Below are 12,847 nucleotides of genomic sequence, written 5' to 3'. Positions count from 1 at the left end.
TTCACTCATTTTGACGGCAAATACGACTTAGAGATTACGGTTCACCCCAATTCGTGAACGTATTAATTCTCATACATTAGTCAGAGTGGTAACTGTTCAATCCATGAACCAACTAAAAACAAAGTTTAAAATTCACCGTCCTACCAAAGGTTCGGGAACCCACCCTTCATGGACTGGCTACACAAGTTCAGTATATATATCATCAGCGTAATTTGTGGTTTCAACCCCAGAGAAACTAAACCATGCTGGACTGACTGCTTTTTTCAATCAGTTGGTTCAAGATGTAGTGCATTATAATCCCATTCATTTGTAGTTATACGGAGCCAGCACTTAAAATGGCAAAAGTAGTAGGAATTGACTTAGGTACGACTAACTCCTGCGTAGCAGTTATGGAAGGTGGCAAACCCACGGTAATTGCTAACGCCGAAGGTTTTCGGACAACGCCATCAGTGGTGGCATTTGCTAAAAATGGCGATAATTTAGTTGGTCAAATCGCTAAACGCCAAGCGGTAATGAACCCCGAAAACACCTTTTACTCGGTTAAACGGTTTATCGGTCGTCGCTTCGATGAAGTTACCAAAGAAACGACTGAAGTCTCTTATAAAGTTCTCAGCAGTGGTGGTAATGTCAAGGTAGACTCACCCGGTGCTGGTAAGCAGTTTTCTCCAGAAGAAATTTCTGCCAAAGTTCTCCGCAAATTGGTAGAAGATGCTACTAAATATCTTGGTGAAACCGTTACCCAAGCAGTAATTACTGTTCCTGCCTACTTCAACGACTCCCAACGCCAGGCCACAAAAGATGCTGGTAAAATTGCCGGGATTGAAGTTTTGCGGATTATCAACGAACCAACAGCAGCTTCTCTAGCTTATGGTTTTGATAAAAAGAGTAACGAAACCATTCTCGTATTTGACCTTGGTGGCGGTACATTCGACGTATCGGTACTAGAAGTAGGTGATGGTGTATTTGAAGTATTGGCTACATCTGGTGATACCCACCTTGGTGGTGACGACTTCGATAAAAAAATTGTTGACTTCTTAGCAGAACAATTCAAAAAAGCAGAAGGTATTGACCTACGCAAAGATAAACAAGCTTTACAACGTCTGACTGAAGCCGCAGAAAAAGCTAAAATTGAGCTTTCTAGCGTTACCCAAGCAGAAATAAATCTACCATTTATCACTGCTACCCAGGATGGTCCAAAACACCTGGATACGACTTTAACTCGTGCCACATTTGAAGAACTTTGTTCAGACTTAATTGACCGTTGCCGCATTCCTGTAGAAAATGCTCTCAGAGATGCCAAGTTAAATAAGAGCAATATTGATGAAGTTGTGTTAGTTGGTGGTTCTACTCGTATTCCCGCAGTGCAGGAAGTAGTGAAGCGGGTACTGGGTAAAGAACCCAACCAAACTGTTAATCCTGATGAAGTTGTGGCAGTTGGTGCAGCTATTCAAGCAGGTGTTCTGGCTGGTGATGTTACAGGTATCTTGTTGTTAGACGTATCACCACTATCCTTGGGTGTAGAAACCTTGGGTGGTGTGATGACCAAGATTATTCCTCGTAACACCACTATTCCTACCAAAAAATCAGAAGTTTTCTCGACTGCTGTTGATGGTCAAACTAACGTAGAAATTCACGTCCTGCAAGGGGAACGTGAATTTGCTAACGATAACAAGAGTTTGGGAACTTTCCGCTTAGATGGTATTCCTCCCGCACCTCGTGGTGTTCCCCAAATTGAAGTGACTTTTGACATTGATGCTAATGGTATCCTCAATGTCACCGCTAAGGACAAAGGAACTGGAAAAGAACAGTCAATCAGCATTACTGGCGCTTCCACTTTGGATAAAAATGATGTTGACCGGATGGTACGAGAAGCTGAACAAAATGCCAATTCTGACAAAGAAAAACGGGAAAAAATTGAACGTAAAAACCAAGCTGACTCTTTAGCATACCAAGCGGAAAAGCAGCTGCAAGAATTAGGTGATAAGGTTCCCGAAGCTGATAAAACCAAAGTTGAAGGTTTGGTGAAAGAACTGCGGGACGCGGTTGCAAAAGATGATGATGAGCAAATCAAGAAACTGACACCTGAGTTGCAACAAGCTTTGTTTACAGTAGGTAGTAATATTTATCAACAAGCTGGTGGTGCTGCTCCTGGTGCTGAACCTCAAGATGGTGGTGCTACTCCTCCTTCTGGTGGTGGTGATGATGTGATTGATGCTGATTTTACTGAAAGCAAATAATCCAATTTTTCAGCAATTTTTATAGAAAAATAGACTGAATTCCCTGAAGTCAAACCCTAAAAGCCTCAAAAGTTTTTAGGGTTTTGTATATTTAATGACAGGAAATATATCTTAACAAAGCTGTAAATTCTGAAAATATGATTATCCTTAATATTTTATTATAACTAATTCCTTATCCCTGTTGCAGCAATACCCCGAATAAACTGCTTTTGAGCAATTAGAAATAACACCATCACAGGAACAATGGTAATTGTCACCGCTGCCATCATCAATGGCCAATTGTTCGTAAATTGTTCTTTAAACTCTGCTAAAGCCAGTTGTACCGTTCTTAACTCCGGTCTAGTGGTAAATACCAATGGCTTCAATAAATCGTTCCATTCACCGATAAAGGTGAACAAAAACAGTGTCACTAAAGCAGGACGTGCTAAAGGTAAGATGATCTGCCATAAAACCTGTAATCTGTTCGCTCCATCAATTGCTGCAGCTTCCTACAATTCTATGGGAATTGTCTGGAAATATTGACGTAACAAAAAGATACCAACGCCATTTACCGCACTGGGTAGAATTAGCACCCAATACCCGAAAAACTTCGTAAGGTGTTTATCATGTGTCCCAATTTCAGTACCAAAAAGATGGGAATCACCAATAACTGAAAAGGAATGACTAAAGTTGCCAATACAATTAGTAGCAGTGCTTATCTACCACGGAATTTAAGCCTAGCGAGGGCGTAACCAGCTAAAGCAGATGTCATAATTTGAAAAGCTGTAACTGCGATCACGACCAAGGTAGAATTAGCAAACGCCAGTAAAAACTTCCCCCTTTCCCAAGTTTTGCGGTAATTAGCTAAAGTCCAGTTATTTTGTCCCATAACTCCTGGTGTTGTACCTGTGGGAGCAAAGGAGGTGAGAAAAACCATTATCAAAGGCAGTAAAACGATGAATGCTCCTAGTAATAACAGTACCAGGCTCCAAAAATTCGTGTTTTTCCAATTGCAGGTTCGTTTGGACATGGGTTATTGCTCCAAAAGCATTGGTTTTTCTTAGTCTGACTATAGATAACAAGGAATAGGGAACAGGAACAAGGAAGGATGTGTTTATTTCATTTGTAGCGTGTAGTTTCCCCCTAAAGGGTCGCTCCTTGGTAAAAACTAATCTAATTACCATAATTTCTTGTTAAGTTAAATTAAACCACAGTGATTATTACCCTAAATTGAGAGGGTGAATTGAATTTCAGTATCAAATAAATCCAGGGTACGGAGTAAACATATTATGCAGCAACTTGTTGAAGAAATTGAAAAAATCGATTTCCAAAGTGAAAAATACAAAGACGCATATAGCCGTATTAATGCAATTGTGATTGAAGGAGAACAAGAAGCCCATGAGAATTACATCACATTGGCTAAACTGCTGCCAGAAAGCAAAGAAGAACTAATGCGGCTGTCAAAAATGGAAAGCCGCCACAAAAAAGGATTTGAGGCTTGTGGACGCAATTTACAAGTCACTCCCGATATGCAATTTGCTAAGGAGTTCTTCTCTGGACTGCACCAAAACTTCCAAACTGCAGCCGCAGCAGGTAACGTTGTTACTTGCTTGCTGATTCAATCTTTAATTATTGAATGTTTTGCGATCGCAGCTTATAACATCTATATTCCCGTTGCTGATGACTTTGCCCGCAAAATTACAGAAGGCGTAGTTAAAGAAGAATACAGTCATCTAAACTTTGGCGAAGTTTGGCTCAAAGAACACTTTGCAGAATCCAAAGCAGAACTTGATGATGCAAACCGCCAAAACCTGCCTATTGTCTGGCAAATGCTGAACCAAGTAGCTGATGATGCTCGCGTCTTGGCAATGGAAAAAGAAGCTTTAGTAGAAGACTTTATGATTCAATACGGTGAAGCATTAAGTAATATCGGCTTTACAACTCGTGATATCATACGTCTTTCAGCATACGGACTGGCAACCGTCTAAGGAGCACGGAGCACGGAGCACGGAGCACGGAGCACGGAGCACGGAGCACGGAGCACGGAGCACGGAGCACGGAGCACGGAGCAGGGGGAAAAATTAACTTTTTCTTGTTCTCTTCTGGACTCCTAATAGCGGAGGGTGGCGTAAGCCATACTCCTGAACTCCTGGTAGCGTGGGGTATAACTCTTACGTCGTCACAGAAGCTATAGGCATACTTCTACCTTTTACCTCAAATTACAAATAACAAATGATTGTGACAGTTTATGTAGTATTGTTAAGAATTGGAGATTATTTTCTATCCCTAGTTGGCATAATTTAGTATTTTTGGCTATTCCCACAGCAGTCTAATAGCACAGATTGTTAATCAAAAATCTAAAATCCAAAATTTGTATTGCTTATTAATTCCACGCTTTTCATAGCACACGCCTAATATATCACTAATGTTTGGTCTAATTGGACATCTGACTAGTTTAGAACACGCTCAATCCGTAGCTCAAGAATTGGGATATCCAGAATATGCCGATCAAGGGCTAGATTTTTGGTGTAGCGCCCCTCCGCAGATTGTTGATCACATCACTGTCACCAGCATCACAGGTCAAAAAATAGAAGGTCGGTATGTAGAATCTTGCTTTTTGCCGGAAATGCTGGCCAATCGGCGGATCAAAGCTGCCACCCGTAAAATCCTCAACGCTATGGCTCATGCTCAAAAGCATGGCATTGATATTACAGCTTTAGGTGGGTTTTCCTCAATTATTTTTGAGAACTTTAATTTAGAGCAGTTTAGCCAAGTCCGTAATGTCACATTAGAGTTTGAACGCTTCACTACAGGTAACACTCATACAGCCTATATTATCTGTCGCCAGGTAGAAGAAGCTTCTAAACAACTAGGGATAGAACTGTCAAAAGCAACTGTGGCTGTGTGTGGTGCGACAGGGGATATTGGTAGCGCAGTTACCCGCTGGCTAGATAAAAAAACAGATGTCCAAGAACTACTGCTGATAGCTCGCAACCAAGAACGTCTTCAAGAACTGCAAGCTGAACTGGGACGGGGTAAAATTACGGATCTACACGAGGCACTACCCCAATCAGATATTGTAGTTTGGGTGGCTAGTATGCCCAAAGGTGTAGAAATTGATCCCATAGTGTTAAAACAACCCTGTTTACTGATTGATGGTGGTTATCCTAAAAACTTAGGGACAAAAATTCAGCATCCTGGAGTGTATGTGTTAAATGGTGGAATAGTGGAACATTCCCTGGATATTGACTGGAAAATTATGAAAATTGTCAGTATGGAAGTTCCAGGCCGCCAATTATTTGCTTGTTTCGCGGAATCAATGCTGCTGGAATTTGAGAAGTTATACACAAACTTTTCTTGGGGACGCAATCAGATTACCGTAGACAAAATGGATCATATTGGTCAAGTTTCCGTCAAGCATGGATTTAAACCATTATTAGTTTAGAAACTGGGGATTGGGGAGTGGAAACTGGGGACTGGGTAAAATTAATCCAACTTTTGCCCCTTGCCTTTTTCCTATTCCCTATTCCCCATTCCTTATTCCTTATTCCCTCTTCCCTAACTATGGCAACTATTGAACGCAAACCCCTACTGTTGGATTTTGAAAAGCCTTTAGCAGAAATGGCTACCCGGATTGATCAAATTCGGCAACTTGCAGATGAAAATGGTGTTGATGTTTCTGGTCAAATTCGCCAACTCGAAACACGGGCAATGCAATTGCGTGAGGAAATTTTCAGCAGTCTGACACCATCTCAAAGATTACAAGTAGCTCGACACCCACGCCGACCCAGTACCCTAGATTACATTCAGGCTATTAGTGATGAATGGATGGAGTTACATGGTGATCGCTGTGGTAGTGATGATCCGGCTTTAGTTGGTGGTGTTGGTCGCTTGGGTGGACAACCTGTAGTCATGTTAGGGCATCAAAAAGGCCGGGATACAAAAGATAACGTCGCCCGTAATTTTGGTATGGCGGCTCCTGGTGGTTACCGTAAGGCACTACGGTTAATGGAACACGCTAACAAGTTTGGTATGCCTATAGTGACATTTATCGACACTCCGGGCGCTTGGGCAGGGATAGAAGCCGAACATCAAGGACAAGGTGAAGCGATCGCCTACAATTTACGGCAAATGTTTTGCTTTGATGTACCAATTCTCTGTACAGTTATTGGAGAAGGTGGTTCCGGTGGTGCTTTGGGTATTGGTGTAGGCGATCGCCTGCTCATGTTTGAACATTCTGTTTACACAGTTGCTACCCCAGAAGCCTGTGCCGCTATTTTGTGGAAAGATGCTGGCAAAGCCCCTCAAGCAGCCGTGGCATTAAAAATTATTTCCCATGACCTCAAAAACTTGGGAATTATTGACCAAATTTTACCTGAACCCATTGGTGGCGCTCATTCCGATCCCTTGACAGCTGCTACCAATCTCAAAAAAGCTTTGTTGGAGAACCTAGACGAACTCAACCGTTTAACCGCAACTGAACGTCGCCAACTACGCTATGAAAAATTCCGCAAAATTGGTGTCTTTACAGAACTTGCGCACTAAAAATAATAGCTACTAACTGATTAGTACATCAACGGTGCTATAATTGCCTATGGAAGCTTAACGATTCTTAACAATCTGAGCAGCTATAGGCATTTGTATTGTGTATTCAGCAAACAAACCGAATCTAATTGACTAGTTTGCAGAGTATTCAGTAATTAGCCTTAAGTTTAGAACCTGATTTATCAGGTCTATATTTTTCATCCTGACTGGTAAAGCTAATGATAGGGAATATAATACCCATAATGGCAAGGCCTTATAGCAATTGTCATAAAAACAGCAATTGATTTTTAGATTTATTTAATTTATGGGTAGGTAGCGAATTAGAACGCTGCCAAAAAATTTGGAGACACCATGAGTTTTGATCAGAAACGACGCGCCTTGATTACCGGTGCAAGCAGTGGAATTGGGAAAGCAACAGCTTTAGCCTTTGCAAAGGCTGGAATAGATGTCGCCTTGGTTAGCCGTTCCCAAGATAAGTTAGAGAGGGTAGCAGCAGCAGCAAAAGAAATAGGAGTGGAAGCAAAAGCCTTCACTGTTGATCTCAGTTGTGTTTCCCAAGTACAAGCTAAAATACAGGCGATCCCCCATGAATTTGGCGACATAGATATTCTGGTCAATAATGCTGGCATGGGATACACAGCCAACCTAAGCGAAACTCCCTTAGAAGATTGGCAGCAGGTGATTAACTTAAACCTCACCAGCGTCTTTGCGTGCATAATGGGGACTTTGCCAGGAATGAGACAACGAGGTCAAGGCACAATAATCAACATTGCCTCCATAGCTGCCAAACAAGCTTTTGCAGGTTGGGGAGCCTACTGCGTTAGCAAAGCTGGGTTATTAGCCCTTTCTCAAACCCTAGCAATTGAGGAACGGAGCCACGGCATTCGTGTTATTGCAATATGTCCAGGTTCTGTCAATACAGAAATTTGGGACACCGAAACAGTTCATGTTAACTTTGACCGTTCCAAAATGTTAATTCCAGAAATAGTAGCTCAGACAATTCTGCACACTGCTTTATTACCACAGCAAGCAGTCATTGAAGAATTGACATTGATCTCTAATGCTGGAGTTATTTAATTAGTAATTGAGTCATTGATTATTTTCATAACGAATTACCAATTACCAATTACCAATTACCAATTACCAATTACCAATTACCAATTACCAATTACCAAGACTTATACCATGACTATCGCTAGCTCCAACGCTTCCAATCGCTCACAATCTCCTCTGATTCCTGACTTATCACAAGCTATCAGTACCAGACCTGACCGCAACACCCATAATGGTAAGCAGGCGGATTTGCACCCACCTTCAGAGGAAAGCATGGAGCAAATGATGGAAGCTGTGCGGACAATGCTCATAGGTGTTGGAGAAGATCCAGAACGTGAAGGATTACTCAAAACACCCAAGCGCGTAGCTGAAGCAATGATGTTTCTCACTGGTGGCTACAACCAATCTTTAGAAGAACTGGTGAATGGTGCCATTTTTGATGAAGGCCATAACGAGATGGTGCTAGTACGAGATATTAATTTCTTTACTCTCTGCGAACATCATATGCTGCCATTTATGGGCAGAGCGCACGTTGCTTATATTCCTAATCAAAAAGTCGTGGGTTTAAGTAAGATGGCGCGAATTGTAGAAATGTATTCTCGTCGCTTACAAGTGCAAGAAAGGCTAACTCGACAAATTGCTGAAGCAGTCCAGACAATTCTTGAACCTAAAGGTGTTGCGGTGGTCATGGAAGCTACCCATATGTGTATGGTGATGCGCGGTGTACAAAAACCTGGTTCTTGGACAGTTACCAGTTCTATGGTGGGTGTGTTCCAAGATGAGCAAAAAACCCGTGAAGAGTTCTTGAATTTGATTCGTCATCAACCTGCATTCTTTTAAGAATTAGGGATTGTTATAAATTAGGGATTGTTATAAATATCGCTCATCCTCAAAATACATTAGGGGGTGAGTGATTTTGTTGCTTTGTGCTTAGAATAAGCGATCACTCTTCGTATTAATTATAAGCTAGACATCTCGCATTGGTGACAAGTTAAGGAAAAGAAGAAATTGTCAAGGGTGGGATTTGGATAGGTCAAAAATCGTGATAAACTCGGTGTAGACAGGTAATTGAGCGATTGAGATAAGCAATAAGAAGCAGCCTAAAAACCAATCGAGACCACGGCAAAAAGAAACACAGACCAATAGTGGAAGATGAAGTAATAGCCGAGCAATTGGAAAGATTACTGACACCAACCATTACAAATCAAGAAAATTACTACCGAAAACATCGAGATTTAGGTATTATCAAACAGAAGCGAAAACCAAATGTTAAGTTAATTAACGCTCCTTTTCGTGATCTTCAACGTGGGACTGACCAGTTTTTTTTCCATATTTCTCCGAAAGCCTCTTGACAAAGGACTTTCAGCCTTAACTTGTCACAAATGGAAATCTCGCACAACTATCACAGCCCAAAAATCAAGAGTATTTAGTAGCCCTACCAGTACAAACAGCACAAACAGCACTAAAAGCTGGACTGTATCTAGCGATGCGTGAAAAAGGTATTACCAAAGTACAGCTTGCTTCTTCTCAATATCCATGAAAAAGAGGTAAGACGTATCCTTGACCCCCATTATGCAACAAAGTTATCTATTATGGAGCGAGCGGAGGCTGGCGGTACTAGTAAAACGAATAGAATTACAAATCACAGCACAATAGAATTTATGATATCAATAACAACATGACGGAAAAAATAGACTATGACCACTTATTTAAAGAACTAATATCCACGTTTTGCATAGAATTTATAGAATTATTTTTTCCCAAAGTTCTCAAATATGTAGACACCAACTCAGTCACATTATTAGACAAAGAAATATTTACTGATGTAACCGCAGGAGATAAATACGGCTTGCTGATAGCGTAGGGTGGCGTTAAGCCATATAAACGAAAAACCTAGATGAATCAAGAGATTCGGGGGGATAAAAAGTTAATTCAGTTCTTATGTACTTAGTACATCCGTTTTGTTGGGGTGTGACAGTTGTGGGTGCAGAATGTGGGTTCAAAATCCCCATCAGATTCCTATATTTAAATCAGAGATGCGATTAACTTAACAACTCGTTCCTTTACCTCATCTCCCAGTCGATGAAAGGTGTCAATATCATGACCTTCAGGATCATCAAGTTGCCAATCTGCAAACACTTCTCTTAAAAACCAGGCTTCTGGTAAATTTACTCCACAACCACATAAAGAAATCACCCCATCAAAATCATCAGCATTAAAATCACTCAAAGCCTTAGAAGTCTGATTACTAATATCAATGCCAATTTCTGAGATCAATTGTACACAAATACGGTCTACTTCACTTGAATCTAACCCAGAACTAAAAATAGCAATTTTTCCCTCTCCTAAAACTTTGGCAAAACCCTCTGCCATTTGAGAACGACGAGAATTTTTTTTACAGACAAACATGACCTTTTTCATGATGTTTTTATTTATTAAATAACGGTTTATGAATTCAAAGCACTATTAGCTAACTTAATAGCTTCTTTTCCTGCTTTTTCCTTGCGTTCACTGTAGCGGTCAGTTAAATAATCAACTTGCTCACGCAACAGCAAGGTAAACTTATATAATTCTTCCATAATATCAACTACTCGGTCACGATACGCAGAATCTTTCATAGGTCCATCTTCGTTAAATTCTTGATAAGCTTTTGGAACCGAAGATTGATTAGGAATGGTAAATATTCGCATCCAACGTCCCAATATTCGCAGCGTATTCACAGCATTAAAAGACTCAGAACCACCACTTACTTGCATAACTGCTAAAGTTCTACCTTGAGTTGGTCTAAATGCACCAATACTCAGAGGAATCCAATCAAGTTGATTTTTCATAATCCCTGTAATATTACCGTGCATTTCAGGAGAAGACCAGACTTGACCTTCAGACCACATACTTGATTCTCGTAATTCTTGCACTTTGGGATGAGTATCAGAGACACTACCATAAATTGGTAATTCACACGGATCGAAGAATCGGACTTCTGCACCAAATTCTTCAATAATTTTTGCTGCTTCTTCTACTAACAAACGACTATAAGAACGTTCTCGCAATGAAACATATCAAAATAATATTCTCGCTCGATGATTGCAATTTGTCATTTTACATCTTTATTTTTGAGAATCTTGGAAATTATTAGAAATAATTCTATAAACTACGACTGCAAACTGTGAACCTAAAATTGGCGCTACCCAATAAATCCAATGATGCTGCCAAATTCCTGCTACTAAGGCTGCTCCAAAAGAATGGGCAGGATTCATACTTGCACCAGTAATAAGACTCATAAAAGCCACTTCCATTGCTACTGTTAAACCAATAGCTAAACCAGCAAAACCAATGTGGGTGCTACGATCTAATCCAGATCCTAAAATCACAAACATTAAAATGAAAGGGATAACTATTTCTAATACTAAAGATTGCTACCAATTGTTGTTTAGAGGTAAAGTTACACCTAAATTAGCAACTCTTCCTAAACAAATTAGTAGTAAATTAGAAGCTAATATAGCTCCTAATAATTGGGCATAAATATAGGCTAGTACTAGCTTTTTAGAAGAAACACTAGTGAAAATGCCAGTGTTAACGCTGGGTTAAAGTGTGCGCTGCTGAAATGTCCTACAGTGTAAATTAATGCAGCTACTACAGCCCCAAATACAAGACTAATACCAATATGTGTGATAGCACCTTGGCTGATTTTGTTCACCGTAATAGCAGCAGTACCAGCAAATACTAATATAAAAGTGCCAATGGTTTATACTAAACATTCCCGTCTAAAATGATAAATTTCCTTAATGAATGACTTGATTTGGAAGAGGACTTATTTAACTACAATACTTCTGGGGAAGATGTGCGAAAAAACTATTTTTTTAGCCTTCTGGCTAAAGTAAGTCAGGTTACTTATGTCTATTTCCCCAGCGCAGAATTTTTCAAACCCGCCCCCATTAGCGGACATTTTCACTTGTACTTGGGTATTATTTTTTGTAATTGCTGGAAAATCCTTGGTGATTGCCTGGGTAATTGGATCTACTGTACTAAAACCATCAATTTTAATAACGGTTACAGTTTGAGAATTAGCAACGTTTGTTGCTTGTGGTGACTGCTTAATGCTAACACTTCTACTGTGATAACTAATATTTGTGCATTTGCTTTCACTAGCTTTAGCTGTATGGTTGCTGCTAGAGTTATTTATCCATCATTAAAAAAAAATTTATATAACAACCATAAGAATAACACAATATAAAAAAATTAATCAAAAAAAGTTGATGAGTGACAGTAAGAGTATTTCCTAACTACGAGTTATTAATTGATTGTCCCCAGTTTTCCTTACTCACAACAAGAATGAGGGGTAGATGATACAGAATTACGGTGAAGATTGGCTACATAGTGTTCTAAAACGTGAAATTGAGATAAATTTAAACTAAAATAAATCCAGCGTCCTTCTTGACGGGCATTAACTAAATTTGCTTCTTTAAGATTGTTGAGATGGAAAGATAGTTTTGATTGACTTATTTCTAAATCATCGCATAAATCACATACACAAAGTTCACTCTGACGCAGCAATTCTATAACACCAATTCTAATTGGGTCAGAAAGGGCATGAAAGCCTTCAGCAATTAAATGAGAAGTTGTGCTGGTAGGAGTGATCATTAATTTCTCAATTATTAAATAGGATTGCTATATAACAATATTAGACAGCAGAACTACTCAAGTTGTATCATAAAAGTTACACAGTCATCTGCCACAGATTATGGACTGCTGTATTAATTCGGAGTCTTACGAACCCATCAACGCTGATCATAACAAGTTTCTCCAAGCTTGCAGGAGACAAAGTTAGTACCATGATGAACCAGAGAATATTATGAAAGAGTCTGTCATTTATCAGGATGTTTTCCAGAAGGGTGAACGCACGGGAGAACAAAAAGAAAAAGAACCAGTTAGATTTTGTCTGCGTTTACTTAATCAACTGTTTGCAGAAATTGATTCTGAGATAGTGGAAAGAGTAAAAGTCTTACCTGTAGAAAAGTTATAAAATTTAGGTG

13 protein-coding genes and 2 pseudogenes are annotated in these 12,847 nt (G+C 39.8%); 9 read left to right on the top strand and 6 right to left on the bottom strand.

What is annotated here, in order from left to right:
- Positions 1-335: 335 nt before the first annotated feature.
- Positions 336-2,237, top strand: coding sequence for a molecular chaperone DnaK (gene dnaK / locus AAZO_RS15995; protein WP_013192044.1), 1,902 nt, complete (start codon positions 336-338; stop codon positions 2,235-2,237).
- Between the two features lie 164 nt (positions 2,238-2,401).
- On the opposite strand, the pseudogene AAZO_RS15990 reads toward dnaK, so the two are convergent.
- A pseudogene (locus tag AAZO_RS15990) lies at positions 2,402-3,246 on the bottom strand (carbohydrate ABC transporter permease).
- 259 nt (positions 3,247-3,505) lie between these two features.
- On the opposite strand from AAZO_RS15990, the gene AAZO_RS15985 reads away from it, so the two are divergent.
- From AAZO_RS15985 to AAZO_RS15950, 7 genes and pseudogenes are all read left to right on the top strand, one after another.
- Positions 3,506-4,204 carry an aldehyde oxygenase (deformylating) gene (locus AAZO_RS15985; protein WP_013192043.1) on the top strand — a complete coding sequence of 233 codons (699 nt, stop codon included), beginning with the start codon at positions 3,506-3,508 and terminating at the stop codon, positions 4,202-4,204.
- A 437-nt stretch (positions 4,205-4,641) separates the two neighbouring features.
- On the top strand, positions 4,642-5,661 hold the full coding sequence (locus AAZO_RS15980; protein WP_013192042.1) for a long-chain acyl-[acyl-carrier-protein] reductase: 1,020 nt from the start codon (positions 4,642-4,644) through the stop codon (positions 5,659-5,661).
- Between the two features lie 119 nt (positions 5,662-5,780).
- On the top strand, positions 5,781-6,761 hold the full coding sequence (locus AAZO_RS15975; RefSeq protein ID WP_041643289.1) for an acetyl-CoA carboxylase carboxyltransferase subunit alpha: 981 nt from the start codon (positions 5,781-5,783) through the stop codon (positions 6,759-6,761).
- A 351-nt stretch (positions 6,762-7,112) separates the two neighbouring features.
- The gene (locus AAZO_RS15970) at positions 7,113-7,838 is read left to right on the top strand and encodes an SDR family oxidoreductase (protein ID WP_013192040.1); all 726 of its coding nucleotides are present in this window, start codon (positions 7,113-7,115) and stop codon (positions 7,836-7,838) included.
- 108 nt (positions 7,839-7,946) lie between these two features.
- Positions 7,947-8,654 (top strand): GTP cyclohydrolase I FolE, encoded by a 708-nt coding sequence (gene folE / locus AAZO_RS15965; RefSeq protein WP_013192039.1) that lies wholly within the window; start codon positions 7,947-7,949, stop codon positions 8,652-8,654.
- 305 nt (positions 8,655-8,959) lie between these two features.
- Positions 8,960-9,166, top strand: coding sequence for a hypothetical protein (locus AAZO_RS15960; protein ID WP_013192038.1), 207 nt, complete (start codon positions 8,960-8,962; stop codon positions 9,164-9,166).
- Between the two features lie 326 nt (positions 9,167-9,492).
- Positions 9,493-9,660: pseudogene (locus AAZO_RS15950) on the top strand (flagellar assembly protein H); the annotation flags it as partial.
- Positions 9,661-9,839: 179 nt separating this feature from the next.
- Here AAZO_RS15950 and arsC read toward each other — a convergent pair.
- The 5 genes from arsC to AAZO_RS15930 all read right to left on the bottom strand — a co-directional run bounded on the left by arsC (position 9,840) and on the right by AAZO_RS15930 (position 12,455).
- Positions 9,840-10,235, bottom strand: coding sequence for an arsenate reductase, glutathione/glutaredoxin type (gene arsC / locus AAZO_RS15945; RefSeq protein ID WP_013192035.1), 396 nt, complete (start codon positions 10,233-10,235; stop codon positions 9,840-9,842).
- Positions 10,236-10,261: 26 nt separating this feature from the next.
- On the bottom strand, positions 10,262-10,864 hold the full coding sequence (arsH, locus tag AAZO_RS15940; RefSeq protein WP_228371239.1) for an arsenical resistance protein ArsH: 603 nt from the start codon (positions 10,862-10,864) through the stop codon (positions 10,262-10,264).
- A 57-nt stretch (positions 10,865-10,921) separates the two neighbouring features.
- The gene (locus AAZO_RS42655) at positions 10,922-11,185 is read right to left on the bottom strand and encodes an aquaporin (protein ID WP_338026905.1); all 264 of its coding nucleotides are present in this window, start codon (positions 11,183-11,185) and stop codon (positions 10,922-10,924) included.
- A gap of 164 nt (positions 11,186-11,349) precedes the next feature.
- On the bottom strand, positions 11,350-11,511 hold the full coding sequence (locus AAZO_RS42650) for an aquaporin (protein ID WP_338026904.1): 162 nt from the start codon (positions 11,509-11,511) through the stop codon (positions 11,350-11,352).
- 620 nt (positions 11,512-12,131) lie between these two features.
- Complete coding sequence (locus tag AAZO_RS15930) at positions 12,132-12,455, bottom strand: ArsR/SmtB family transcription factor (protein WP_013192033.1); 324 nt, start codon at positions 12,453-12,455, stop codon at positions 12,132-12,134.
- A gap of 211 nt (positions 12,456-12,666) precedes the next feature.
- Here AAZO_RS15930 and AAZO_RS30885 point away from each other — a divergent pair, with 211 nt between their 5' ends.
- The gene (locus AAZO_RS30885; protein ID WP_228371238.1) at positions 12,667-12,837 is read left to right on the top strand and encodes a DUF4351 domain-containing protein; all 171 of its coding nucleotides are present in this window, start codon (positions 12,667-12,669) and stop codon (positions 12,835-12,837) included.
- Positions 12,838-12,847 lie beyond the last annotated feature (10 nt).

It is taken from the genome of 'Nostoc azollae' 0708, from assembly GCF_000196515.1.
Lineage (GTDB): Bacteria > Cyanobacteriota > Cyanobacteriia > Cyanobacteriales > Nostocaceae > Trichormus_B > Trichormus_B azollae.
The sequence above is the reverse complement of the archived record's forward strand: the minus strand, read 5'-3'. Positions and strand labels throughout refer to the sequence as shown.

What these genes read in the sequence shown, in the direction of transcription:
- dnaK (WP_013192044.1), top strand. Translation starts at nt 336, where the DNA reads ATGGCAAAAGTAGTAGGAATTGACTTAGGTACGACTAACTCCTGCGTA.
- AAZO_RS15985 (WP_013192043.1), top strand. Translation starts at nt 3,506, where the DNA reads ATGCAGCAACTTGTTGAAGAAATTGAAAAAATCGATTTCCAAAGTGAA.
- AAZO_RS15980 (WP_013192042.1), top strand. Translation starts at nt 4,642, where the DNA reads ATGTTTGGTCTAATTGGACATCTGACTAGTTTAGAACACGCTCAATCC.
- AAZO_RS15975 (WP_041643289.1), top strand. Translation starts at nt 5,781, where the DNA reads ATGGCAACTATTGAACGCAAACCCCTACTGTTGGATTTTGAAAAGCCT.
- AAZO_RS15970 (WP_013192040.1), top strand. Translation starts at nt 7,113, where the DNA reads ATGAGTTTTGATCAGAAACGACGCGCCTTGATTACCGGTGCAAGCAGT.
- folE (WP_013192039.1), top strand. Translation starts at nt 7,947, where the DNA reads ATGACTATCGCTAGCTCCAACGCTTCCAATCGCTCACAATCTCCTCTG.
- arsC (WP_013192035.1), bottom strand. Translation starts at nt 10,235, where the DNA reads ATGAAAAAGGTCATGTTTGTCTGTAAAAAAAATTCTCGTCGTTCTCAA.
- AAZO_RS15930 (WP_013192033.1), bottom strand. Translation starts at nt 12,455, where the DNA reads ATGATCACTCCTACCAGCACAACTTCTCATTTAATTGCTGAAGGCTTT.
- AAZO_RS30885 (WP_228371238.1), top strand. Translation starts at nt 12,667, where the DNA reads ATGAAAGAGTCTGTCATTTATCAGGATGTTTTCCAGAAGGGTGAACGC.